This is a genomic window from Actinoallomurus liliacearum (assembly GCF_039542035.1).
Classification (GTDB): domain Bacteria; phylum Actinomycetota; class Actinomycetes; order Streptosporangiales; family Streptosporangiaceae; genus Actinoallomurus; species Actinoallomurus liliacearum.
Genome location: NZ_BAABHJ010000040.1, coordinates 713530 through 736864 on the forward strand (window position 1 = coordinate 713530; position 23335 = coordinate 736864).

A 23335-nucleotide genomic window follows, 5' to 3' on the forward strand; every position below is an offset into this window, starting at 1 on the left:
TCAGCGGTTCGGGGTGTAGACCACCGACCACGGGCGCGGCGCGTCCGGGGCGGGCGGCGTGGCCGGGTTGCCCTCGCCGGTGAGGACGGCCTCCGCCAGGGCACCGAATCTCGGTGCGGCCGGATGGGCCGTGTCGGCGGGCCAGGCGGCGGACATGCCGCGGCGCAGCGGATCGCCGGCCAGCGGGCGCCAGGCGACGCGCGGCTCGCGGCGGGCCAGTGCCTCCTGCTCGAATGCGACGCCATGCCCGCTCAGTACCAGGCCGAGCAGGAACTCCGGATTACGGGCATGGCGGATGCGCGCGGGCGTGAAGCCGTCGGCCCGGCACACGTCGAGCACATGGTCGTGCCAACCCGGTGCGGTCGCCCGGGGGGCGAGGACGAGGTCGTGGCCGGCCAGGTCGCACAGCCCGATCTCGCGTAGCCGCGCCAGCGGCGACGTACGGGGCAGCACGATGCCCAGCGTCACCTCCACGGTCGGGCCGAAGCGCAGGTCGGCGGCGTCCACGGGATGGTGTACGAGTCCGACGTCGAGTTGCGCCGAGGCGAGCAGACGCAGTTGCTCGGCCGTGGTCAGCTCCTGAAGGTCGACGTCGAGTTCCGGGACCTCGTCGGTGATGCGCCGGGACAGCGCCTGCAACGCCACGGCCGGCGTTTCCGGAGGGACGCCGGCACGCAGGACGCCCAGCGCTCCGTCACCCGCCTTCCGCATGAGCGTGCGCAGGCGTTCCTCCCTGGCCAGGAGCTCGCGCGCTTCGTCGAGGAGCAGGTGCCCGGCCGTCGTGAGCCGCACCTGTCGCCGGGAACGGTCGAACAGCTCGACTCCGAGCTCGCGCTCCAGCCGCTGGACCGACTGGCTCAGTGGCGGCTGCGCGATCCCGATGACCTCCGCGGCACGGCCGAAGTGCAGTTCCTCCGCGGTGACGACGAAGTACCGCAGGTGCCGGGAAAGGTCCACGCCGACACCATAGGCGGTCGGCTATCACTCGAACGCGGACCGGGCCGACCACTCCGATAGCGTGGGCGAGTGCGGACGGAGGAGCTGATCACCCAGACGTTCGCCAAGGCCTCGGCGACCGCCCGCCTTCACGTGGTCGATATTCGCGACGGCCGGCAGATCGGCGTGCGCCCCGACGAGCAGGTGGTCATCGCCTCGGTCTTCAAGATCCTGCTGGTGCTCGAGTTCGCCCGGCAGGTGGTCGCCGGGCAACTCGACCCCGCTGAGCGCGTCGTCGTACGGGCCCGGGACCGGCTCGGCGGCTGGGGGCTGGCCGGCTGCGCGGACGACGCCGAGGTGTCGCTCCGCGATCTGGCGTACTTCACGATGTCGGTCAGCGACAACACGGCGGCCGACCTGCTGCTGCGCCGTGTCGGGCCGGACACCCCGGCCCTGCTGGCGGCGGAGCTGGGCCTGACGCGCACGCGGCTGATCGGCGGCCCGCGCGAACTCCTGGAGTCGATGTTCGCCGACGTCGGCGCCCGGACGGACGCGGAGTTCGCCCGCATCTTCGCGACCCTCTCGGAGGAGCGGGTCCGAGGCCTGAGCGTGCTGGATCCGGAGCGCACCACCTCCAGCACGGCACGGGAGATCACCCGGCTGTTGAGCCTGATCTGGCGGGACGAGGCGGGTCCGGCGCCGGCGTGCGCGATGGTGCGGGACCTGATGGGACGTCAGATCTTCTGGACGCGGCTCCCCGCCGGATTCCCGTCCGAGGTGCGCGTGCCCGCCAAAACGGGGACGCTGCCGGGCCTGCACATCGAGGCCGGCGTCGCCGAGTACCCCGATGGGGGACGGTACGCCATCGCGATGTTCGCGCGGACGGAACGGCTCGGCACCCGCAGCCTGGACGTGGACCTGGCGATGGGCGACGCCGCGCGCATCGCGGTGGAGGCGCTTCGGTCGAGCGACGCGCGTGGTCATACCGCCGCCGACCTGGCCTGATATCCGTCCGCGTATCCACGGCTAGCCGGGACGATCTTGGACGTGGGCGGACGCCTGATGGTTGAGTCTGCGCTGATCAGTCGCTCAGCCGACCCGAAAGGGGAGATCAGCATGTCCGGACAACGAGTCGGCCGCCGGGTTTTTCTGCGTGGAGCCGGAGGCGCCACCGTCGCCTCGGTGGCGGCGGCGTCCGTGTTCGCACCATCCACGACCGGCCAGGCCCAGGCGGCGCCACGGGCCAGGAAGAAGAGCACCGCCGCGACGTTCCGCTGGTTCGGTACGGCGGGATGGCGGATCGACATCGGGGCGCGGACGTTGCTCATCGACCCGTACCTCAGCCGGTACTCCACCGGCATGTTCGACGGGAAGTTCAACCCCGCCACAGAGTTGACGGTGGACACCGAGACGATCGACGAGAACGTCGGCAAGCCGGAGACGATCCTGGTGACCCACTCGCACTGGGACCACTTCAACGACGTCCCGTACATCGCGCAGAAGACGGGTGCGCGGGCCCTCGGCACCATGACGACCTACAACCTCGCGCTGGCGTGCGACGTTCCGTCCTCGCAGCTGAGCCAGGTCAAGGGCGGTGAGGTGCTCGACTTCGGCGCGTACACCGTCGAGGTGGTCGCTTCGCTGCACAGCCGCAACGCCTCGTACTCGGTCGCGTTCCCCGGTGTGCGCCTCAGCCGGCCCGAGAAGCCGAAGACGGTGGGCGACCTGCCGGAGGGCGACACGCTGAACTTCCAGGTGACCCTGAAGGACGGCCCCTCGGTGTTCTTCATGGGCGCGAGCGACTTCGTGGAGCGCAACGTGACCGGCCTCTCGCCTGACATAGCCATGATCGCGATGCAGGCGAGCGGTTCGACCTACGACTACGCGGAGCGTGTCATCACGGCGCTGAACCGGCCCTCCGTCATCGTGCCGGTCCACTGGGACGACTTCGAGGTGGAGCTGGACAACCCGCCGAAGCCCGACCCGAGCACGAAGCCGCACATGGACGACTTCATCGCGACCGTACAGAAGATCAGCCCGCGCACCAAGGTGGTCGTGCCCGAGTACCTCACCCCGTACCAATTCGGCTGAGCGGCCCGAAATTGGTCATCTCACTGGAATTTGGGAATCACCGGCTGTAGCCTTTCGGCTCCTTGGCGCTGCCCGCGTTTCTTTCGTCCCGTCGTTATGAGCGTCCGGACTCCGGTCCGGCCGACCGTGGACGCCTTGATTCGCGGCAGAGGCTCCCCGACCCCCTCGAAAAGGAGCCCGCGTGACTCCCGATCAGTTCGCCACCGGACCTTCCTCGGCATGCCCCGCCCACTCCGGCCGCCTGCCGTTGTACGGGCCGGAATTCGCCGCCGACCCCCACGGCACCTACGCCGCCCTGCGCCGGCACGGAGGCGCCGCGCCGGTCGAGTTGGCGCCCGGCGTGCCCGGCACGCTCGTCGTCGGCTATCAGGCCGCGCTCGACGTCCTGCGCGACCCGATCAGGTTCCCCAAGGACCCCCGCCGCTGGCAGGCGAACGTCGCGCCCGACTGCCCGCTGCTGCCGATGATGGGCTACCGGCCGAACGCCCTGTTCACCGACGGCGCCGTCCACACCCGGCTGCGGTCCGCGGTGACGGCGAGCCTGGCGCAGGTGGACTCCAATGTGCTGCGCGGCTGGGTCGAGACCACCGCCGATTCCCTCATCGCGCGACTCGCGCACGTCGGCCAGATGGACCTGATCACCGAGTACGCCCGCGTCCTGCCGCTCCTCGTGTTCAACTCGATGTTCGGCTGCCCGTCGGTGATCGGGGATCGGCTGGTCCAGGGCATGAGCGGGATCTTCGAAGGCATCGAGGCCGAGAAGTTCAACATGATCCTGGGCGAGGCCATCATGGAGCTGGTCGCCTACAAACGCGCCAACCCGGGCCCCGACGTGACCTCCTGGCTGATGGCCCACCCGGCGGAGCTGACGGACGAGGAGATGCTGAGCCAGCTCGTCACGCTCATCGGAGCCGGGACCGAGCCCGTGCAGAACCTGATCGCGAACACCATGTTGCTTCTCCTATCCGACGATCGCTTCGCGGACGGCCTGTCGGGGGGCAGCCTGTCCATCGAGGACGCGCTGGACGAGGTGCTGTGGATGGACCCGCCCATCGCGAACTACGCGGCCACCTACCCTCCGAAGGAAACGGACCTCGACGGCGTCTGGCTGCCCGCCGACCAGCCGGTCGTCGTCAGCTTCGCCGCCGCGAACACCGACCCGTCGCTGGCGTCGGACGTACGGGCGGGCAACCGGGCGCACCTGGCGTGGGGCGCGGGGCCGCACACCTGCCCGGCGCAGAGCCACGGACGTCTCATCGCCACGGCCGCGATCGAGAAGCTCCTCGACAAGCTCCCCGGCATGGAACTCGCGCCTCCCCCCGAAGGGCTGCAGTGGCGACCGGGGATGTTCCATCGTGCGCTGACCGCGCTCCCGGTGCGCTTCCCGCCCGTGTCGGTGCCCGCTCCCGTGCCCGTGGCGACGGAGAATCCGCCGGCCCCGCCGGCGCCGCTCGCCATGCCGGAGCGGCCGGACTTCTCGGACACGGAGCGGCCCCGCTGGTGGCGCACCCTGGTCGGCTGGTGGCGCGGTCAGTAGGAGGCGGCCGTACGGGACCGGGCGGTCAAGCCTGTCGTGTCCGGAGGTGTGCGGCGGCCGCTCTCAGCATCTCCTCGTAGGAGACGTGGTCGCCGCTGCGGGCGACGGTGTATCCGAGCTCATCGGCGTCGGACGGCGTCTCGCATTCGTAATAATATCTGTCCGCAGATTCGAGAACGTCACCTTCGGCGTCTATCGCTATCGCGACATAGACGAGTAAGTCATGGTCAAGCGAGTTGCGTGCTTGCTGGATGTTCACTTTCTCGACGGCGTCATGGAGCTGCTGCCGGGTGGTCCATTTCTCGGCGTGGCTGCGTATGCCGTGCACGTTGGAGGAGACGCACTGCTGGAGTATTCCGCGGACCGCGTCATGCGCGGCCCAGATCAACGGGCTGATCAGGTCGTTGCCCGGTTTCTCCACCAGGCTCTGTACCTTGTCATCGAAATCCTGCTGTAACGCGTCGAGCGATCCGGCCGTCGGGCGACTCGCCGACCTCGCGGGTGTCGCGGGCGTCGCGGGTGTCCCCGGGGTCCGCCGTCCCGAGGGATTCGAGTATGTTCCTCGTACGAGAGATTAAGTCGTCGACCTCGGCGCTTCTCAGGTCCATCGGACGTCCCGTCGCCGTAACTGACCCCGTCGGGACGATTATCTCAAGCAGATCTCTGATCTATTGGGACGAATGTCCGATTTCGGCCATCGGGTAATGCATTCAGTAGTCCTCGATGAGGTCGCCGTCGTCGGCGCGGTAGAGGAGGGTGCGGCCGGGCCGCGGGGCGACCCGCATCGTCGCGCCGATCGCCGGTTCGCGGTCCTCAGGAACGGTGAGCTGGACGTTCGGGCCCGAGGTCGCCAGCGTCACCAGGGACGTCGTGCCGAGGTTCTCGACGATCTCCACCCGGCCCTCGATGCCGTCCGCGGCCTCCTGGACGTACTCGGGCCGGAACCCGGCGATGACCTTGTCGCCGGGGCCGACGAGGCCGGTGGCCTCCTCGGGGACCGGCAGCCGCAGGCCCGCGACGTCGATCTCGTCGGTCCACGAGCTCGTCGGATCGCCGTCTCCGGGCACGCACTCGCCCTCGAGGAGGTTCATCGGGGTCGAGCCGATGAAGCCGGCGACGAAGATGTTCGCGGGTCGCTGGAAGACCTCGCGAGGGGTGCCGATCTGGCGGACGCACCCGTCCTCCATGACGGCGATGCGGTCGGCGAGCGCGAGGGCCTCCGCCTGGTCGTGGGTGACGAAGACGGTGGTGACGCCGAGGTCGTGCTGCAGCTTCTTCAGGAACGTCCGGGCCTCCAGGCGGAGGCGTGCGTCGAGGTTGGACAGCGGCTCGTCCAGCAGGAAGACGGTGGGCCGGGCGGCCATCGCCCGCGCGAGCGCGACGCGCTGCTGCTGCCCGCCGGACAACTGCGCCGGGCGGCGATCGAGGTACGGGCCGAGGGACAGCCCGGCGGCGGTGCCGGCCGCCTTCGCCCGGCGTTCGGCGCGCGGCACCTTCTTCAGCCGGAGCGGGTAGGCGATGTTGTCGGCCACGGTCATGTGCGGGAACAGCGCGTAGTCCTGGAACACCATGGCCACGTCCCGGTCGCCGGGCGGCAGGCGGGTGACGTCGCGCTCGCCGATCCGTACGGTGCCGGACGTGGCCGTCTCGAGCCCGGCGATCGTGCGGAGCAGGGTCGTCTTGCCGCAGCCGGACGGGCCGAGCAGCGCGAAGAACTCCCCGTCCGCGATCTCCAGTGAGAGGTCGTCCAGCGCGCGTACGTCGCCGTCGTAGACCTTCGTCACCGCCTCCAGTGCGACTCTCATCAGCTTCGCGGCGTCTCGTCCCCGGCCTTCAGGCCGGGGACGAGACGCCGCTCCCTCCTCGCATTGTCGGTGGTGGTGGTTAGGGTGCGGGCATGCGGTTCCGGCTTGCGCCCACGCCTGCTCAAGAGCAGGGGTTGCTGGAGCATTGTTCGCACGCCCGATATATGTGGAATCTGGCGGTCGAGCAGCATCAGCACTGGCGGCCGGGCCGGGCGTCCGCGCCGGGTTATGCGGAGCAGTGCCGTCAGTTGACCCAGGCGAGACGACAGTTCATGTGGTTGGCGACGGGGTCGCAGACGGTACAGCAGCAGGCTTTGCGGGACTTCGCCCAGGCCATGGCGAACTTTTTCGCCGGTACGCATCGGCGGCCGACCTGGCGAAAGGCGGGCGTGCACGAGGGTTTCCGGATCGTCGGCCAGCGTGGTAACCACTGGGACGTGCGCCGGCTGTCTCACAAGGTCGGACAGGTGTGGATCCCGAAAGTCGGCTGGGTGCGGTTCCGCTGGTCCCGCCAGGTCCCGGACGAGGCCAAGTCGTTCCGGGTGAAGCGGGATCGGGCGGGCCGCTGGCACGTGGCGTTCGCGGTGATTCCGCCACCCGTCGACGGACCCGGTACCGGACAGGTCGTCGGGGTGGACCGGGGCGTGGCCGTCTCGGCCGCCCTGTCCACCGGCGAAAAATTGTTTGCGCCCGGCCTGCGCAGCACCGAGGCCAAGCGCCTGGGGCGCCTGCAGCGCAGGTTGGCGCGCGCCAAGCCAGGGTCGAACCACCGGGCGCGGGTCAAGGTGGCGATCGGCCGGTTGAAGGCGCGTGAGACCGACCGGCGCAAGGACTGGGCGGAAAAGACATCCACCCGTCTCGCGAGCGATTTCGACCTGATCAGGGTCGAACATCTGAGAATCAAAAACATGGTGCGGTCCGCGCGCGGCACGCTCACCGTGCCGGGCACGAACGTACGGGCCAAGACCGGCCTCAACCGTTCGATTCATGCGGCCGGTTGGGGCCTGTTGGTGACCCGCCTGGAGGACAAGGCGCCGGACCGGGTGGAGAAGGTCAATCCCGCGTACACATCTCAGACCTGTCATGCCTGCGGGCATCGCGCAGCTGGAGGACGTCAACCTTTGATCCCTCCGTGGAACCGGAAGCCGTAGCGGCGGCTGACGAACAGGAACATGACGACCACGGGAATGGAGTAGAGCAGCGCGAACGTCGAGATCAGCGCGAGATCCGGCTGGCCGCCCTCGGTGTAGAAGGTGTTGAGGGTGACGGCGGCGGGCTGCTTCTCCGGGCTGCGGTACAGCAGGAACGGCATGAGGAAGTTGCCCCAGACGTTCACCACCGCCCAGACGGCGATGGTGGCCAGGCCGGGCCGTACGTTCGGCAGCACGACGTGGCCGAAGACCTGCAGCGAGTTCGCGCCGAAGACCCGCGCCGACTCCTCATGCGATCGGGGCATCGTGTCCATGAAGTCCTTGAGGATGAAGATGGCGGCCGGCAGCAGCCCGCCGGTCAGCACGAGGATCACGCCGAGGTCCTGATCGAGCAGGTGCAGCCGGAACATCAGCTGGAAGACCGGCACCATCGCGGCGGTCCCGGTGATCACCGAGGACAGCAGCAGGAGCAGGTAGAGGATCGCGTCCCGGCCGGGCACGCGCGCCTTGCTCAGGGCGTACGCGGCGAGCGCGGCGGCGCCGACGGTGAGCAGCATCGTCCACAGCGACAGCACGGCCGAGTTGTACAGCGAGGGCAGCGCGTTCGGGTCGTCGCCGAGCGCCCGGAAGTTGGCGAGCGTGAAGTCCGGCCACCGCACCGCGAACGTCGGATGCCGCGTGAACGGCGCGGTGACCAGCCACAGCATCGGCAGCGCGAAGAACGCCGTGACCAGGGCGACGAGCACGTAGAACCCGATCCGCCGCAGCACCGTCCGTACGGCCGTCATGCGCGCCTCCGGAGGATCCGCACGTACGCCAGCGCGAGCACGAGGTTGATCAGCAGCATGATCAGCGAGATCGCGCTGGCGAAGCCGAGCCGCTCACCCGGCAGCGCGGTGAGGTAGATGTACACCGGCAGCACCGCGGACGCGCCGTGCGGCTCGCCCTTGGTGATGAGGTACGGCGTGAAGTCGTTGAACGTCCACAGGCTGATCAGCAGCGTGTTGGTCAGGACGTGGCCGCGGACGTTCGGCAGGACGACGTCGCGCAACTGCTGCCATCCCCGGGCGCCCGCCAGCCGGGCGGACTCCAGTTGGCTCGGCGGGACGTTCGACAGCGCGGCCGAGAACAGCATCATCGAGAACGCCGTGCCCCGCCACGTGTTGAACACGATGAGCGCGCCCATCGGATGCTCGAACCACCAGTCGTGGCCCGGCGTGCGCAGGATCGTGTTGAGCGTGCCGCCCTGGTCCTTCAGGAACGCGATCCACAGCCAGGCCACCACCACGCCCGGCAGGATCCAGGCGAGCAGCACGACCGTCTCGACCGTCGCCCTGACCCACGCCCGCGCCGACCGCAACGACCACGCCAGGAGGAAGCCGAGGACGTTCTGCCCGACGACGGCCGAGCCGAAGACGAACAGCAGCGTACGGCCGAGGGCGTCGCGGAAGTCCTTGTCGCCGAGCGCCCGCGTGTAGTTGTCCGTGCCGACGATCCGCGGGTGCGCGGCCGCCGTCCCGGTGAGCCGGTAGTCGGTCAGCCCCAGGTAGAGCGTCCACAGCGCCGGCAGGATGAGGAACACCGTGATGAGCAGCAGGGCCGGGAGGACGAACGCGAGCCCGGCCCGCCGCTCAGCCGGTGCTGACGCTGCCACTGCCACCGACGGCCTGCTCGAGGTTCTGTTCGTACGCCTTCGCCGCCGCGTCGACGCTCCCGCCCGCCACCACGTCGCCGGTCGCCTTCTGCAGGGCCGTGGAGACCTGCGGGTACGCGGCGAGGCCGGGGCGTACGACGGTGATCGGCAGCACCTTGGTCGAGATGAAGTTCAGCAGCGGATCGCTCGCGAGCGTCTCGGCGTTCACGTCGGTGCGCGGGCTGATGCCGACGGCCGTGCGGCGGACCTCCTCCTTGACCGCGTCGTGCGACTGCATGAACGTCAGCAGGTCCCAGACCAGCGCGGCGTTCTTCGTGTGCGGATTGATCACCCAGCCGCTGCCGCCGGACAGGCTGACGAAGTCCTGGCCGCGCACGCCGCCGCCGGGCCGCACGGCGGGGATCAGCGCGTACCCGACCGTCTGGTCCCGGTCCTTCATCGGCGCCACCTCGGCGTCCGGGCCGACGACCTCACGCCAGAAGTAGTCGCTCTCCAGCAGCATGCCGACCTTGCCCTGGGCGAACCGCTGGAACGACTCGTCCCGGCCCTGCGGGTTCTGCTGCAGCCGCGGGTCGCCGAGGCCGCTGGAGTACACCTTCTTGTAGACGTCGAGGACGTCGCGGATCTGCGGGGTGTTCCCCAGCCACCTGTCGTTCTCGTAGATCTGGTGGCCGGTGCCGGCGAGCAGCGGCAGCACGCCCTGCATGGACGTGGCCTCCGACATCGCGGTGCCGGCGTTGAGCTGGATCGGTGTGACGCCCTTGACGCCCTTGAGCCGCCGGCCCGCGGCGAGGACGTCGTCCCAGCTCTTCGGCTGCCAGTCGGCGGGGAGCCCGGCCTGCTGGAACAGCTTCCTGTTGTAGAAGATCACGCGGCCGTCGGTGCCGCTCGGCAGGCCGTACCGCCTGCCGTCGAAGGCCATGATGTTCTGCACCGGCCCGGGGATCTGCGCGAAGCCGTCCCACTGGTTCGCGGTGGCGCCGACGGTCTGGTCGAGCGGTTTGATGTATCCCGCCTGGGCGAACTCACCGACCCAGATGCCGTCGATCTGCAGCAGGTCCGCGCCGCCGCCCGACTTCAGGTCGAGCGCCGTCTTCTCCTTGTACGGGGCGTCGTCCACACCCGTCCCCAGGTAGCGGACGGTGACCTTCTTCCCCTTGCTCTTCTCGTACGCGGTGAACTTCGGGATGACGTAGTCGGTGACCCACTCGGCGCCGGCGGCGTTCTTGCCGCCCTTGACGCCGTTGGCGCTGATCCGGATCGTGGTCCCGCCGCCCCCGCTCGCCCCGCCCGAGCACCCGGCCACGATGAGGCCCGTCGCCATGACGGCGGCCGCCGTTCGCGTGATCTTCATGCCGCGCCTCCCAGGCAGGCTTTTCACGCTCTTTACTGAGACGTCGAAGGATTTCCACAATCGCGGCGGCTCCACACCTGTAACCCAGGTCACAATTCGGGCTCAACCGGTCTAAGTAGCACTTTTTACCGAGTGGCATGACTCGGATACCGACTGTGCGGAAGGGGTGCGGGTTCAAGATCATCACTTGTCCCGAAATGCTGACGTGTCGGCGGCGTCCGGCTAGCTTGCTCACCTATGGCACTGAAATACGCGATCCTCGCGCTGTCCCTCGCCGCCGTCGCGGGCTGCGGCAGTTCGGGCGGCGCCCGCGACGTGGCCGCCCACGAGACGGCGTCGGCGAAGGCGCAGGCGGCCTCGGCCTCCTGGTGGAAGCCGAAGACCGGCGTGAGCTGGCAGTGGCAGCTCAGCGGCAAGATCGACACGTCGGTCAACGCAAGCGTCTACGACGTCGACATGTTCGACACGCCCAAGTCGACGGTGACCGCGCTGCACGCCAAGGGCCGTAAGGTCATCTGCTACATCGACATCGGCGCGGCGGAGCAGGGCCGGCCCGACTACGCCAAGTTCCCCAAGTCCATCCTCGGCAACAAGGTCGACGGCTGGCCGCAGGAGCGCTGGGTCGACATCCGGAAGATCGACGTGATTCAGCCGATCTGGGCGGCGCGCCTGGACCAGTGCAAGGCCAAGGGCTTCGACGGCGTCGAACCGGACCTGGCCGACGCGTACCAGAACAAGTCCGGCTTCCCGGTGACCGCGAAGCAGCAGTTGGCGTTCAACCGCATGCTGGCGAGCGTCGCCCACCAGAAGGGCCTCGCCGTCGGCCTGAAGAACGACCTCGGCCAGATCCCGACCCTGGTCAAGGACTTCGACTTCGCGGTGAACGAGCAGTGCGCCGAGTACGACGAGTGCTCCGCCCTCAAGCCGTTCATCACGGCCGGCAAGCCCGTCTTCCACGCGGAGTACGACCTGCCGCTGAGCAAGTTCTGCGCCGAGTCCAAGCGCCTGAAGCTCAGCTCCATCCGCAAGACCCTCGACCTCACCGCCAAACGCCAGACCTGCCCCTGACCGAACGCCCTGTCGGCGATACGTCCGTATCGCCGACAGCACGGCTCAGGAGGTTGCGGATTCACCAGCCGCCGAGACTCACGTCTCGGCGGCTTCTCCATTCCATGGCGCCGGGCCGCCGGTCTTCTAGATGCCGTCCAGCCAGTACTGCTGCAGCCGGATGATGGCTTCCTCCCGAGTCATCTCGGCGACCTCCTTCTCCGAAAGGCCGACCCGGGCGATCAGGAGATGCACCATTTCGGCGGGGAGCGGGTTCTTGTCCGGTGGGGAAGCTCCTCGCGCAGGTTTCCGACCATCGCGAACACAGGCCCAGAATTCCTGCTCTGAGACATCGAGCTGGTCGCGGAGGACGTGCGCCCAAAGACTCTTGCCATAGCCGCTGCGATCAACCGGATGGGAGATCCTGGTCCGTAGGATCGACCCGTCGGGCAGGTCCAGCTCGTAGGTCGCATGATGTGTTCCGACGCGTCCGCGCGCGTCGCGCACCCGGCGCCACCCTTCGGTCACGCAGAAGCACTCGTGATCCTTCCGGGTGGGCTGTGGCCAGGTCATGTGCCGTCCCCGGTGAGCCAGGCACGTAGCTGGTCGTCGTCGCTAAGATTGATCAGCTGGACCAGCCCCCACTGCTGACGATGGTTAGGGGCCTCGCGCAGTCGCTCTTGCCAGTCGGCGGCGTACTCACGAAGGGCATCCACCATCTCGTCGATCGCCTCGTCGAACGTGGCGCCGTCGGCGGAGATGGGCAACCCGGGGAGAAAGACCGACCAGCCGCCGTCCTCGGCCACGACCTGCGCCCGGACCGGACTCACGACGGCAAGGAAGTGCCGCAGCCGGGCGGCGTCGACGACCGCTGCCATCGAGGACTCCCGGCGTACGGTCGCCGTGCATCCCAGCTCTGCCGCATCGAGGAGATCCTTCAGATGCGCGCGAGCCTCCGTGTAGCTGTTGAAGTGCACAGACGACATGATGCCACTCCCTGTCACCGATCATACCGTTTTTGTGACTACGGCAAGTACGTCGAGTACTTAACGTACTCGCTGCCAGTGAGTGATCTCCGCCTGTGGTCACGCAGAGAAAAGGGCTCCGGGCCGGGGCGACCCGGAGCCCTTCTCCGTCAGGACCAGGCGAGCATGCGCATGGGGTCCTCGAGCATGGCGCCGACCTCGCGAAGGACGGCGGAGCCGAGCTCGCCGTCGACGATGCGGTGGTCGAACGACAGCGCCAGCGTCGTCACCTTGCGGACCTTGATCTCGCCCTCGTGCACCCAGGGCATGTCCCGGATCTGGCCGACGGCGAGGATGGCAGACTCGCCGGGGGGCAGGATCGGGGTGCCCGCGTCGATGCCGAAGACGCCGACGTTCGTGATCGTGATCGTGCCGTCGGACAGGTCGGCCGGGGTGGACTTGCCGGCGCGCGCCGTGGCGGCGAGGTCGGCGAGTGCCCGGGCCAGGTCCGGCAGCGACAGGTCGTGGGCATCCCGGACCTTCGGCACGATCAGCCCGCGCTCGGTCGCGGCGGCGATGCCCAGGTTCACGTAGCGCTTGACCACGATCTCCTGCCCGTCCTCGTCCCACGCCGAGTTGACCAGCGGGTTGCGCCGGACCGCCAGCAGCAGCGCCTTGGCGACCAGCAGCAGCGGCGAGACCTTGACGCCCTCGAAGTCGGGCAGCTCGCGCAGCCGCTTCACCGCGTTCATCGTCTCGGTCACGTCGACCTGCAGCCACTCGGTGACGTGCGGCGCGGTGAACGCCGACTGCACCATGGCCGCCGCCGTGTGCTTGCGCACGCCGCGGATCGGGATGCGCTCCTCCCGCCGCTCGCCCGCTGTACGGACCGGGGCCGCGGGGGCCTCGGCGGCCTGGCGGACGTCGTCCCGGGTGATCGACCCCTGCGGGCCGCTGCCGGTGACGCCGCTCAGGTCGACGCCCAGGTCCTTGGCCAGCTTGCGGACCGGGGGCTTGGCCAGGACCGCGACCCGCGACCCGGCGGGCCGGGAGGCGGGGACGGGGACGGGGACGGGCTGCGCCGGTGCGGCGGGCTCGGCCCGTACGGCGGACGCGGCCGGGGCCGAGGCGCTGGAGGCCGCGGCCTTGCGGGGGCGGCGTTTGGTAGAGCCGGCCTTCACGCCGTAGCCGACCAGCACCGGGACGCGCTTCTGCTCCGGGGCGGCCGGGTCGACCGCCGGGGCGGGGCTGCCCTCCATGCCCGGCTCCCGCGCGCCCTCGGCGGCGGGGGCGGGCGCGGTCTCCTCCGCCGTCGTCCCGGTGGCCGGGACGTCGCCGCCGACCGCGACCGAGATGATCGGGACGCCGACGTCGACGGTCGTGCCCTCCTCGACGAGGAGCTCGGCGACTGTGCCCTCGTACGGGCAGGGCAGCTCGACGACGGCCTTGGCCGTCTCGATCTCCACGATCGTCTGGTTGACCTCGACGGCGTCGCCGGGCCGTACGTGCCACTTGACGATGTCGGCCTCGGTCAGGCCCTCACCGACGTCCGGCAGCTTGAACTGTTTCAGCTCGCCCATGCTCACCACGCGAAGGTCCGGTCGACGGCGTCGAGGACGCGGTCGAGGTCGGGCAGGTAGTGGTCCTCGAGACGGGACGGCGGGTACGGCGTGGAGAAGCCGCCGACCCGCAGCACCGGTGCCTCCAGGTGGTAGAAGCACTTCTCGGTGATCCGGGCGGCGAGCTCGCCGCCGTACCCGTTGAAGACCGGCGCCTCGTGCACGACGACGCACCGGCCCGTGCGGCGTACGGACTCCAGGATCGTCGCCTCGTCGAGCGGGTTGAGCGAGCGGACGTCGATGACCTCGATCGAGTGCTGCTCGTCGGCCTGCGCGGCCTCGAGGGAGGTCTTGACCATCGGCCCGTACGCGAGCACGGTCACGTCCTCGCCCGGGCGCGCGACGACGGCCTTGTCGAACGGCGCGGCCTTGGACAGGTCGCGGTCGACGGGGGCCTTGTCCCAGTAGCGGCGCTTCGGCTCGAAGAAGATCACCGGGTCGGGGCACTCGATGGCCTGCTGGATCATCGTGTACGCGTCGGACGGGTTCGAGCACGCGACGACGCGCAGGCCGCCGGTGTGGGTGAAGTACGCCTCCGGCGACTCACTGTGGTGCTCGACCGCGCCGATGCCGCCGCCGCACGGGATGCGGATGACGACCGGCAGTTCGAGCGTGCCGAGCGACCGCATCCGCATCTTGGCGAGCTGCGTGGTGATCTGGTTGAACGCCGGGAACACGAACCCGTCGAACTGGATCTCGCACACCGGCCGGTAGCCGCGCAGCGCGAGGCCGATGGCCGTGCCGACGATGCCGGACTCGGCCAGCGGCGTGTCGATGACGCGCGCCTCGCCGAAGTCCTTCTGCAGACCGTCGGTCACCCGGAAGACACCGCCGAGCTTGCCGACGTCCTCACCCATGATGAGGACCTTCGGGTCGTTCTCCATGGCCTTGCGAAGGCCCTCGTTCATAGCTCTGGAAAGAGTCAGCGTCTCAGCGCTCACCGTCGCACTCCCCTCCGCGCGTACCCCCGGCCCGAGTCGGCCGCCCCCTCATCGGGACACATCCTCGAACGTCGCCAGGTACGAGGTGAACTGGCCGCGTTCTTCCGCGAGCAGCGAGTGCTCGGTCGCATAGACGTTCTCCCAGATCGCCGTCGGCTCCGGGTCGGGCAATTCTAGACACCGTTTCCGCAGGTCCGAGCCGACCTCTTTGGCCTCGGCGTCGATCGCGTCGAAAAACGCGCGGTCGGCCAGCTGGTTCTTCACGAGGTAGGCCTTGAGGCGCTCGATCGGGTCCTTGAGCTTCCAGGACTCGAGTTCGGCCTGGAGCCGGTAGCGCGTCGGGTCGTCCGTGGTGGTGTGCGCGCCCATCCGGTAGGTGAACGCCTCGATGAGCGTCGGGCCCTGGCCGCTGCGGGCGTTCTCGAGGGCCTTCTGGGTGACGGCGTGCACGGCGAAGACGTCGTTTCCGTCGACGCGGATGCCGGGGAAGCCGAAGCCCTCGGCGCGGCGGTACAGCGGAATGCGGGACTGCTTCTCCAGCGGCTCGGAGATGGCCCACTGGTTGTTCTGGCAGAAGAAGACGATCGGGGCGTTCTGCGCGGCCGACCAGACGAACGCCTCGTTGACGTCGCCCTGGCTGGTCGCGCCGTCGCCGAAGTAGACGATGGCGGCGTTCTCGGCGCTGTCGCGCTGGATGCCCATGGCGTAGCCGGTGGCGTGCAGGGTGTGGCTGCCGATGACGATCGTGTAGAGGTGGAAGTTGTGCTCCTTCGGGTCCCACCCGGCGTGGTTCACGCCGCGGAAGAGACCCAGGAGGTCGAGCGGGTCGACGCCCCGGCACCAGGCCACACCGTGCTCCCGGTAGCTGGGGAACGCCATGTCGTCCGGCCGCAGGGCGTGCGCCGAGCCGATCTGCGCGGCCTCCTGGCCGAGCAGCGAGGCCCAGATGCCCAGCTCGCCCTGGCGGGTCAGCGCGACGGCCTCGGTGTCGATCCGGCGGACGATCACCAGGTCGCGATACAGACCCTTGATCTCCTCGGGGGTCAGGTTCACGTCGTAGTCGGGGTGCTCGACGCGCTCGCCCTCAGGGGTGAGCAGCTGGACGAGTTCCGATGGGGGAGACTGTGCGTCGGTGCCCAGGGGCGCACCGCGCGCGGCGTCGACGATCACGTGCCACTCCTCGTGCGTTCAGGGCCGTTCGCGGGATCGCCGCGGTCGGCCTGGTTGCGCGTCGCCCTTCCCGCGGATCCCGGCGAGTACGGGAGACGTAGTCGTCATCGTGACAGAGGCCACGTACCCGGGCGCAAGCCTTTGCTCCTACGGAAACGTACCCGGAAGGTTGTGCCCTGCCACCAACGCGAATCACGCGCTGATTCGGTAGGAGTGGATCACTCTCGGGACAGTACGCGGGTCGCTCCGGCGGCGACGGTCAGGCCGAGGATGAAGCCCGCGGCGACGAGCGCGTCGGATATCCACAGGTAGATGCCGTGCGGCGCGAACTCCCCCTCCTGGCCCAGCGAGCCCACCGGTAGCAGCAGGTCCAGGGTGTACAGGAACGGGTTGAACTGCGTGTTGTGCCCCGGCTCCTGGATCAGCGGCCGGTGCTGGAAGACCACGGTGCCGAACGCCAGCAGCGCCACCAGCCACGCGGCCGCCAGGAAGGGCCGGTAGCCGTAGCCGACGGTCCAGTCCTGGACGTACCCCCAGATCCGGCGCGGCACCGGCTGGGTGTTCCGGCGCGCCCGCTGCTTGGCCAGCAGGACGGAGCGCCGCTCGCCGTCGTGGCCGAGGACCCGGTAGGTCTCCGCGAGCTTCTCGTACGGCTGCGGGATGTAGCCGTCCGTGTCGCGGGCCACCCACTTGAGCCGCTCCTTGGCGGTCAGCGGCGGGTCGATCATCTCGTACGTCAGGCCGTCGAGCTGGTACCTCGGCGCCCACGACAGCGGGTCGTCGCGCAGCAGCTTGATCCGCGCGTAGCTCAGGTCGACGACGCCCTTGATCGGCTCGGCGGCCCGCAGCAGCACCTCTTCGGCCTGGGCCCGCTGGAGGTTCAGGGCGACTCCGGCCGGGTTGGAGAGCCGGCCGCCGCGCAGACTGAACAGGCCGCCGATGTGCGCGCCCGCCAGGCTGACCACGCCCTCGGAACGGAAGCCGTCCGAGCAGTAGATGTCCGTCTCGATGCTCATGTCGGCGCAGTTCAGCGCGATACGGCCCGGATTCGACACGGTCGCGCCGACCATCGAGAGGTACCCGCCGATGCGCGCGCCGCGCAGCCGGATCTCCCCCTCGGCGCTGAACCCGCCGTCGCAGAACATGTTGGCCGCGACCGCGAGCCGGCTGGCGTACAGCGCCTGGCCCTTCGGGTTGCGCAGCCGCGCGCCGCGCAGGTTGAGCAGGCCGCCGATGTGCGCGCCCGGCAGCCGCACCTCGCCCTCGGCGGTGAAGCCCTGGTCGCAGTAGACGTTGTTGTCGACGATGAGGCGGTCGGCCAGCAGCGGCGGGTCGCCGCCCGGGTGGGACAGGTAGGCGCCGGTCAGGTTCAGGATGCCGGTGATGTGGGCGCTGTCGAGCCACACGCCGCCGTAGATGTGGCTGCCCTCCAGCCACAGGTGCCCGTCGATGCGCACGCCCGAGGCGACCAGGCCGGGCAGCCGGCAGCGCATGAGGTGGACGCTGCGCAGTTGCGCCCAGTACAGGTGCGGCGCGTCGGTGAGCTGGCAGCCGGTGAGCGCGAGCGGGACGGTGACGTGGGCGTGCCCGAGGTTGAGCGTGCCGGTGATCCGCGCGCCGGTCAGACGTACGGCGGCGACCTGGCCGGGCTCGTTCTCCCGCGCGCCCAGCAGCAGCGCGGAGATCACCTCGGCGCGGATGGTGCGCTCGGGGCCCCAGGCGTTCGTGGCGTCGAAGTCCTCGTCGCCGCCGGACAGGTCCACCGTCTCACCGCGCGGGAACGCGTCCCAGAGCACCCGCTCGGGCTTGGTCAGGTCATCGATCAACATCCACGGCTCCGGGGTGACGACAGAACCTTCATGTATAGCGCGTCGGCGACCCGACCGGTGTGATCGCTTACACGGACACGAGACGCACCCGATCACCGCAGAGCTTCGTCATGTCGTCGATGTCCGAGGTGAGAAGGACGACTGGACGCCGCTGCCGTACGGCCATCTCGGCCACGAGGGCGTCGATCGCGTACTTGTGGCCGTGCAACCCGGCGTTGATCAGCATCGTCGAGGCGGCCTTGGCCTCCTCTTCGCCGACGTGAACGATCCGCACACCTGAGAGGAGCCAGGCCAGTCGCGCCTTGTCGGTCCGGCGATGCGCGGCTTCGATGATGGTCAGCGCGCTGATCACCACCTCCATGCCTCTTTTGCGGGATTCCGTGACCAACGCGACGACACGCTCGTGATCATCGACGAGCTTCGACAGTCCCTCACAGTCGAGCACGAGGGTGCCCTCGTGGCTCAGCTTGCGGCGGGCCAATTGCCCTCCTCGGCGAACACCTCGTCGAAGACCTGGCGCGCCGTCTCCTGTTCTCGTGCTGAGACCGGTCCCTTGCGGCGTTCGTAGTCGGCCAGGTACTCATCCAGGATCTGGCCGCGCAGCTCGCGCTCGACCGCTTCCGTGATGAAGGCCGAGAACTCGCGCTTGCCGACCCGTTGGCGGATCGCTTCGGCCGTTCCCTCGGGTAGGGAGAGACTCACCCTGGTCGCTGGGCCTTCGCCGACGCTGTACGCCTGCTCGCTCATGGAGTCAGATTATCAAAGAAGTAGGAATTCAGTCCGGCTACTGACGGGAGAGGACCCGGGTGACGCCTGTGGCGATCGTGGTGGCGAGGATCCAGCCCGACGCGACGAGTGCGGCGGCGAGCCACTGCTGCCAGCCGCGCGGCGCGTACGCCGACTCCTGGCCGAAGCCGACGATCGGCAGGAGCAGGTCGAGCGTGTAGAGGACCGGGTTGAACGGAGGGGCCTCGCCGGCCTTGAGCGGTGGCGGGTGGTGGGCGCCGAACGCCGCGGCGCCGACGAGCAGCAGCCCGGCCAGCCAGAGCACGGCGCGCTGCGGCCGGTAGCCGTAGCCGACCGTCCAGTCCTGGACCATGCCCCAGAGGGCCAGCCAGCGCGGCAGGGTCCGCCGGCGGCGGCGCTGCCGGGCGAGCTGGACCGTACGGGCGTCGGCGTCCTGCCCGAGCCGCCGGAACACGGCCGCCAGCTGTTCGTACGGCTGCGGCTGGTACCCGGCCGCGCCGTCGAGCCAGGCCACCCGGTCGGCCGCGGACAGCGGCGTGTCGAAGGAGTCGTAGGAGAACCCCGCGAGCAGTGTCTGCGTCGGCCAGCCCGCCGGGTGGTCGCGGACCACGGTGATCGTCGCGTGCTGCAGGTCGAGAGGGCCGGTGATGCGCGTGCCCTCGGTCAGCCGCACGGCGGTGGCGCGAGCCCCGTGGAGGGTGGCGGACGCGTCGATCTTCGCGTCCGCGAAGCAGACCTCGCCGCCGACCCGGGCGCTGGAGAAGGAGACCCGGCCATCGGCGGTGAACCCGTCGCAGCAGTCGACCACCCGGCCCACGTCGATCCCTGAGGCGGTCAGGGCGCGCCCGCCCGGATTCGACAGCGCCGCCCCGTTCAACTCGACGCTCGCGCCGACGTGGGCGTCCAGAAGCCAGATCCCGCCTTCGGCCGTCAGGCCGCCCTTGCCCGAGATCGTCCCGCCCACCTCGATCCGGTTCGCGGACAGCGCGGGACCGCCCGGGTTCGACAGCCGGGCCCCGTCCAGGACGAGTGAGTCCTGCACCGTGGCGGCCTCGAGCGACACCTCGCCGACGGCGGTGAAGCCGTCGCAGCAGTTCACGGCGCCGCCGACGGAGATCCCATTGGCCTTGAGCGCCACGGTCCCCGGTGCGGTGATCCGGGCGCTGGACAGGTCGAGGCCGGCCCCGACACGCGTGTCGACCAGGTGGATCGCGCCGTCGGCGACGAATCCGTACCTGGCGAAGACGCCGCCGGTGATCTCCGCCCGAGAGGCGCGCAGCGCGGGTCCGCCTGGATTCGACAGGTGGGTCCCGTCGAGAACGATCGACCCGGTGATGTGCGCCGCGTTGAGGTAGACCTGCCCGGTCGCCCGGACGTTCGAGGCCCGCAGGCTGCTTCCGACGGTGAGGAGGTGCCCGCGCAGCGCCATGCCGGAAGGATTGACCAGTTCCGCGCCGCGCAACTCGAGCGTGCCGCCGATCACCGCAGACCGCAGGCTGACCATCCCCTCGGCGCGCAGCCCGTCGCCGAGCGCGACCGCGCCCTCGACCCGGGCCCGGTCCAGTTCCAGCGCGACACCGCCCGGGCAGGAGAGCCGGGCGCGGTCGAGGACGATCGCGCCCTGCACCCGCGCGCCCCGCAGGCGAGCCGATCCCGAGACGGTCAGGCCGACGGCGATCAGGTCGCGGGCGACGGTCAGGTCGGCCGCCTGCAGCGCGCGTTCAGCGTCGATCCGCGCCGAGCTCAGGGACAGTGCGCCGTCGACCTGCGTCCCGACGAGAACGACCGGCCCGTCGAACCGGCAGCCCTCCAGCCAGAGCAGGCCGTCGATCCGGGCGTCGGCGGCCTGCAGGCCCGGCAGCCGGGAGCCGGACAGGTTGACCTGCCGGAGGCGGGCGCCGTACAGACTCGGCCTCTCCGCGAACTCGCAGTCGCGCAGCAGGACGGCGTACGGCACGTCGGCGAAGGACAGATCGAGCCGCCCGGTGATCTTCGCGCCGGTGAGCCGGACCGCGGGCACCCGCCCCGGCTCGGGCGGCCGCGCGCCCGAGAGCAGCGCCGCGATCACCTCGGCGCGCACCTCGCCCTGGCCGCCGAGGTCGACGGTCCGCGCGGCGGAGAACGCCTCCCACAGGGCCGACTCCGACTCGGTCAGTTCCTCGGCGCGCATGACGAATCCTCCGGGGGGCTTGATCGGCTTCTACGATCCCATCGGAGAGGCTTCGCGTCATCGGGCGGCCGGACGTGCCGTACGCTTCGATGCCGTAGCTGCAGATCAGAGGGGGTCACCATGGCGCGTTTCATCGTCGAGGTCATGCTCAAGCCGGAAATTCTCGATTCCCAGGGCCAGGCGGTCGCCCGCGCACTGCCGCGGCTCGGTTTCGAAGGCGTCACCGAGGTTCGGCAAGGGAAGCGGTTCGAGATCGAACTGGAAGGACCGGCCGACGAAGCGGCCACGGAACGTGTTCGGAAGATGGCCGAGACGTTGCTGGCCAACCCGGTCATCGAGACGTTCGAACTCCGCGCCGAATAGTCGCCTAAAGTTAGCTCGGTCACGCGATTACGCCAGTTTCCACCGGGGAAGCCTTAGCTTCGTTGAAAGAATCACGGAGACGGGGTCGACCCCCAGGTCAGGGGTCAAAGGATGACACGAGGTGACCGGTGGATATGAAGTTCTCACTCGACTTGCCGCGTGAGACTCTCAGCATCCCGGTGATCCGCCGGGTCCTGGGCGATACGCTGCGCGGGTTGGGGGTTTCGGAAGCCTGTATTGCCGACCTTCTCGTGGCCGCATCCGAAGCCTGCACGAATGTCGTGCAGCACGTTGATTCGGCGAGTCACTATGAAGTGATCGCCAGTATCGCCGGGGATCACTGCGTCCTGAAGGTCGCCGACACGGGGCACGGCTTCCGAAGCGACGCGGAGAAGAACGCGGGTCTCGATTCGGAGTCCGGACGCGGGATCAAGATCATGCGGGCACTCGTCGACGACGTCACGTTCGACAGCCGCCCGGACACGGGCACCGTCGTCTACCTCCAGAAGCGGCTGAGCTGGCAGGAGGAGTCGCCGATGCGGTTCCTCGAGCCTCAACTTTTGAAAACCGCAGGGTCAGCTTCTTAGCCGTGAACGGCCGTGGTTGTTGCCTGGGCGTTCACGCCTTGTTGCGCTCCCTGTCGCGGCTGGGTGTCGTGCCGGGGTCGCATCTCCCCTGCCCCCCTTTGGGGGTGGGGACGGGCATGCTGACGAATGCCCACACCACGCACGCCCGTTTCCGGATGTTCATGGCGGCGATGACGTCGGCGGGGCCAGCGAACCCGCACCGGCGACAACAAAAGGTGTTCCGGTCGGGCCGGTCGGCCCGCTCGGTGTGCCCGCACCATGGCACGGGACACCGCTGGGAGGTGTAGGCCGGGTCCACTTCCAAGAACGGCACCCCGGCCCGCTGGGCCTTGTACTGGATGAAGGTGCCGAGCTGGTGGAACGGCCAAGAGGAGTGTGTGGCCCGCTGGTGCCGCCTGAGCCGTACCCGATCGCGTATCCCGCTCAGTTCCTCAAGCGCGATACCGCGTCCGGTGCGTCGGGCATCGGTCACGATGCTCTTACTGATCTTGTGGTTCTCGTTCGCGGCGTGCCGTGCCTCCCGCTGTGCGCGGCGGGCCAGCCGGCGGGCGGCCGATCGGCTGCCTGCGGCTTTCTTGGCCTGCAACTGGGCACGCAGCCGGGCTTGGCGCCTGCGGTACCGGGCAAGGCCTTTGCCTTGGTGGTTGTCGCCGTCGGAGGTGGTGGCCAGGTTCACGATCCCCCGGTCCACCCCGATCCAATCAGCGGGCTCGACCCGTAGAACCTGTTCGATCTCACAGGTGGCGATCAGGAAGAACATCCCGTCGCGGTGCACCAGATCGGTCTCGCCTTTGCGGTGGTCCGCCAGGAACTTGAGTTGCCCGGGCTCGCCAGTGAAGGCGATGTCCCGGACCCGGCCCCGGGCGGTCCAGATCGAGATGGTCCGGGCGTCCATCTGCCAGGACAGGCATCGGTCATCGAACGGCTGGGCGGCGTCGGCCCGCACGGTGATGGGCTTGGACGTGGCCTTCCGGCGCTGGCGTGAGTGCTCACCGCCCAGCAGGCCTGCCTCGATTTGAGCGTGCAGCGCGGTGTAGGCGTCGGCGACCTTGCGGATCACATGTAACGCGGGCTGCGCCGACAGCCCCCGCGCCTTCAGATCGGTATAGACGAGTTTTTGCAGCTTCTGCCGGGCGAACACGCCGTGGGCGAACGCGACCGCTGATACCTCGTTCGCCGCGGTGTTGCATAGAGCCAGGGTTGCTGCGAGCGCCGCCGCCTGCTCGGGCGTCGGCAGCAGCTTCACCTGCACCACCAGCTTCACAGGTTGTGACCCTATCGCCTCTGTCTGTTACATCGGGTGGGAATGCCGCGCCAGAAGCCCGTTGAACCCCGGATAAGCTGGGGCACGCTGAGTCCGTTCCTGTAT

The 23335-nt window shown here is 69.3% G+C and carries 24 protein-coding genes; 7 read left to right on the top strand and 17 right to left on the bottom strand.

The features are described from left to right. The gene (locus tag ABD978_RS42125) at positions 1-957 is read right to left on the bottom strand and encodes a LysR family transcriptional regulator (RefSeq protein ID WP_345367072.1); all 957 of its coding nucleotides are present in this window, start codon (positions 955-957) and stop codon (positions 1-3) included. Positions 958-1026: 69 nt separating this feature from the next. Between ABD978_RS42125 and ABD978_RS42130 the strand changes: the two genes are divergently transcribed. From ABD978_RS42130 to ABD978_RS42140, 3 genes are all read left to right on the top strand, one after another. Then, complete coding sequence (locus ABD978_RS42130) at positions 1027-1941, top strand: serine hydrolase (RefSeq protein ID WP_345367074.1); 915 nt, start codon at positions 1027-1029, stop codon at positions 1939-1941. Between the two features lie 111 nt (positions 1942-2052). Continuing rightward, complete coding sequence (locus ABD978_RS42135; protein ID WP_345367076.1) at positions 2053-3027, top strand: MBL fold metallo-hydrolase; 975 nt, start codon at positions 2053-2055, stop codon at positions 3025-3027. Positions 3028-3208: 181 nt separating this feature from the next. Then, complete coding sequence (locus ABD978_RS42140; RefSeq protein ID WP_345367078.1) at positions 3209-4564, top strand: cytochrome P450; 1356 nt, start codon at positions 3209-3211, stop codon at positions 4562-4564. 25 nt (positions 4565-4589) lie between these two features. On the opposite strand, the gene ABD978_RS42145 is transcribed toward ABD978_RS42140, so the two are convergent. From ABD978_RS42145 to ABD978_RS42155, 3 genes are all read right to left on the bottom strand, one after another. Further along, complete coding sequence (locus ABD978_RS42145; protein ID WP_345367080.1) at positions 4590-4985, bottom strand: hypothetical protein; 396 nt, start codon at positions 4983-4985, stop codon at positions 4590-4592. A gap of 16 nt (positions 4986-5001) precedes the next feature. Beyond that, the gene (locus ABD978_RS42150; RefSeq protein WP_345367082.1) at positions 5002-5172 is read right to left on the bottom strand and encodes a hypothetical protein; all 171 of its coding nucleotides are present in this window, start codon (positions 5170-5172) and stop codon (positions 5002-5004) included. A 102-nt stretch (positions 5173-5274) separates the two neighbouring features. Then, positions 5275-6369, bottom strand: coding sequence for an ABC transporter ATP-binding protein (locus tag ABD978_RS42155; RefSeq protein WP_345367084.1), 1095 nt, complete (start codon positions 6367-6369; stop codon positions 5275-5277). Between the two features lie 92 nt (positions 6370-6461). Between ABD978_RS42155 and ABD978_RS42160 the strand changes: the two genes are divergently transcribed. After that, positions 6462-7520: an RNA-guided endonuclease InsQ/TnpB family protein gene (locus ABD978_RS42160; RefSeq protein ID WP_345367086.1), complete on the top strand. Its 1059-nt coding sequence runs from the start codon at positions 6462-6464 to the stop codon at positions 7518-7520. Here the strand turns inward: ABD978_RS42160 and ABD978_RS42165 are convergent. From ABD978_RS42165 to ABD978_RS42175, 3 genes are read right to left on the bottom strand one after another with little or no spacing between them, the layout of a single operon-like run. Further along, positions 7484-8308 (bottom strand): carbohydrate ABC transporter permease, encoded by an 825-nt coding sequence (locus ABD978_RS42165; protein WP_345367088.1) that lies wholly within the window; start codon positions 8306-8308, stop codon positions 7484-7486. The genes ABD978_RS42160 and ABD978_RS42165 overlap by 37 nt on opposite strands. Then, positions 8305-9180 carry a carbohydrate ABC transporter permease gene (locus ABD978_RS42170; RefSeq protein ID WP_345367089.1) on the bottom strand — a complete coding sequence of 292 codons (876 nt, stop codon included), beginning with the start codon at positions 9178-9180 and terminating at the stop codon, positions 8305-8307. Before ABD978_RS42170 ends, ABD978_RS42165 begins: the two co-directional genes overlap by 4 nt. Next, positions 9152-10528: an extracellular solute-binding protein gene (locus ABD978_RS42175; protein WP_345367090.1), complete on the bottom strand. Its 1377-nt coding sequence runs from the start codon at positions 10526-10528 to the stop codon at positions 9152-9154. Before ABD978_RS42175 ends, ABD978_RS42170 begins: the two co-directional genes overlap by 29 nt. A 237-nt stretch (positions 10529-10765) precedes the next feature. Here ABD978_RS42175 and ABD978_RS42180 point away from each other — a divergent pair, with 237 nt between their 5' ends. Next, positions 10766-11596, top strand: coding sequence for an endo alpha-1,4 polygalactosaminidase (locus ABD978_RS42180; RefSeq protein ID WP_345367091.1), 831 nt, complete (start codon positions 10766-10768; stop codon positions 11594-11596). A gap of 126 nt (positions 11597-11722) precedes the next feature. Here the strand turns inward: ABD978_RS42180 and ABD978_RS42185 are convergent, their stop codons facing one another. The 9 genes from ABD978_RS42185 to ABD978_RS42225 form a co-directional block, all read right to left on the bottom strand. Then, complete coding sequence (locus ABD978_RS42185; protein ID WP_345367092.1) at positions 11723-12148, bottom strand: cytotoxic translational repressor of toxin-antitoxin stability system; 426 nt, start codon at positions 12146-12148, stop codon at positions 11723-11725. Next, positions 12145-12561 (bottom strand): type II toxin-antitoxin system HicB family antitoxin, encoded by a 417-nt coding sequence (locus ABD978_RS42190; RefSeq protein WP_345367093.1) that lies wholly within the window; start codon positions 12559-12561, stop codon positions 12145-12147. Before ABD978_RS42190 ends, ABD978_RS42185 begins: the two co-directional genes overlap by 4 nt. Before the next feature lie 149 nt (positions 12562-12710). Continuing rightward, complete coding sequence (locus ABD978_RS42195; protein ID WP_345367094.1) at positions 12711-14120, bottom strand: dihydrolipoamide acetyltransferase family protein; 1410 nt, start codon at positions 14118-14120, stop codon at positions 12711-12713. A 2-nt stretch (positions 14121-14122) separates the two neighbouring features. Then, positions 14123-15100, bottom strand: coding sequence for an alpha-ketoacid dehydrogenase subunit beta (locus ABD978_RS42200; RefSeq protein ID WP_345367095.1), 978 nt, complete (start codon positions 15098-15100; stop codon positions 14123-14125). Positions 15101-15148: 48 nt separating this feature from the next. After that, positions 15149-16270 carry a pyruvate dehydrogenase (acetyl-transferring) E1 component subunit alpha gene (gene pdhA, locus ABD978_RS42205; protein WP_345367096.1) on the bottom strand — a complete coding sequence of 374 codons (1122 nt, stop codon included), beginning with the start codon at positions 16268-16270 and terminating at the stop codon, positions 15149-15151. A gap of 218 nt (positions 16271-16488) precedes the next feature. Then, the gene (locus tag ABD978_RS42210) at positions 16489-18099 is read right to left on the bottom strand and encodes a hypothetical protein (RefSeq protein WP_345367097.1); all 1611 of its coding nucleotides are present in this window, start codon (positions 18097-18099) and stop codon (positions 16489-16491) included. A 67-nt stretch (positions 18100-18166) separates the two neighbouring features. Next, positions 18167-18580, bottom strand: coding sequence for a DNA-binding protein (locus ABD978_RS42215; RefSeq protein ID WP_345367098.1), 414 nt, complete (start codon positions 18578-18580; stop codon positions 18167-18169). Continuing rightward, on the bottom strand, positions 18562-18846 hold the full coding sequence (locus tag ABD978_RS42220; protein ID WP_345367099.1) for a hypothetical protein: 285 nt from the start codon (positions 18844-18846) through the stop codon (positions 18562-18564). Before ABD978_RS42220 ends, ABD978_RS42215 begins: the two co-directional genes overlap by 19 nt. A gap of 37 nt (positions 18847-18883) precedes the next feature. Then, positions 18884-21016 (bottom strand): AsmA family protein, encoded by a 2133-nt coding sequence (locus ABD978_RS42225; protein ID WP_345367100.1) that lies wholly within the window; start codon positions 21014-21016, stop codon positions 18884-18886. Positions 21017-21136: 120 nt separating this feature from the next. On the opposite strand from ABD978_RS42225, the gene purS reads away from it, so the two are divergent. Both purS and ABD978_RS42235 read left to right on the top strand, forming a co-directional pair. After that, positions 21137-21379: a phosphoribosylformylglycinamidine synthase subunit PurS gene (purS, locus tag ABD978_RS42230; RefSeq protein ID WP_345367101.1), complete on the top strand. Its 243-nt coding sequence runs from the start codon at positions 21137-21139 to the stop codon at positions 21377-21379. Between the two features lie 134 nt (positions 21380-21513). Further along, positions 21514-21966 carry an ATP-binding protein gene (locus ABD978_RS42235; RefSeq protein ID WP_345367102.1) on the top strand — a complete coding sequence of 151 codons (453 nt, stop codon included), beginning with the start codon at positions 21514-21516 and terminating at the stop codon, positions 21964-21966. 31 nt (positions 21967-21997) lie between these two features. Here ABD978_RS42235 and ABD978_RS42240 read toward each other — a convergent pair whose 3' ends face one another. Continuing rightward, positions 21998-23230, bottom strand: coding sequence for an RNA-guided endonuclease InsQ/TnpB family protein (locus tag ABD978_RS42240; protein WP_345367103.1), 1233 nt, complete (start codon positions 23228-23230; stop codon positions 21998-22000). Positions 23231-23335: the final 105 nt, after the last annotated feature.

Coding starts and splice junctions, on each gene's coding strand:
- ABD978_RS42135 (WP_345367076.1), top strand. CDS start 2,053: ATGTCCGGACAACGAGTCGGCCGCCGGGTTTTTCTGCGTGGAGCCGGA.
- ABD978_RS42150 (WP_345367082.1), bottom strand. CDS start 5,172: ATGGACCTGAGAAGCGCCGAGGTCGACGACTTAATCTCTCGTACGAGG.
- ABD978_RS42155 (WP_345367084.1), bottom strand. CDS start 6,369: ATGAGAGTCGCACTGGAGGCGGTGACGAAGGTCTACGACGGCGACGTA.
- ABD978_RS42160 (WP_345367086.1), top strand. CDS start 6,462: ATGCGGTTCCGGCTTGCGCCCACGCCTGCTCAAGAGCAGGGGTTGCTG.
- ABD978_RS42165 (WP_345367088.1), bottom strand. CDS start 8,308: ATGACGGCCGTACGGACGGTGCTGCGGCGGATCGGGTTCTACGTGCTC.
- ABD978_RS42175 (WP_345367090.1), bottom strand. CDS start 10,528: ATGAAGATCACGCGAACGGCGGCCGCCGTCATGGCGACGGGCCTCATC.
- ABD978_RS42180 (WP_345367091.1), top strand. CDS start 10,766: ATGGCACTGAAATACGCGATCCTCGCGCTGTCCCTCGCCGCCGTCGCG.
- ABD978_RS42185 (WP_345367092.1), bottom strand. CDS start 12,148: ATGACCTGGCCACAGCCCACCCGGAAGGATCACGAGTGCTTCTGCGTG.
- ABD978_RS42190 (WP_345367093.1), bottom strand. CDS start 12,561: ATGTCGTCTGTGCACTTCAACAGCTACACGGAGGCTCGCGCGCATCTG.
- ABD978_RS42195 (WP_345367094.1), bottom strand. CDS start 14,120: ATGGGCGAGCTGAAACAGTTCAAGCTGCCGGACGTCGGTGAGGGCCTG.
- ABD978_RS42210 (WP_345367097.1), bottom strand. CDS start 18,099: ATGTTGATCGATGACCTGACCAAGCCCGAGCGGGTGCTCTGGGACGCG.
- ABD978_RS42220 (WP_345367099.1), bottom strand. CDS start 18,846: ATGAGCGAGCAGGCGTACAGCGTCGGCGAAGGCCCAGCGACCAGGGTG.
- ABD978_RS42225 (WP_345367100.1), bottom strand. CDS start 21,016: ATGCGCGCCGAGGAACTGACCGAGTCGGAGTCGGCCCTGTGGGAGGCG.
- purS (WP_345367101.1), top strand. CDS start 21,137: ATGGCGCGTTTCATCGTCGAGGTCATGCTCAAGCCGGAAATTCTCGAT.
- ABD978_RS42235 (WP_345367102.1), top strand. CDS start 21,514: ATGAAGTTCTCACTCGACTTGCCGCGTGAGACTCTCAGCATCCCGGTG.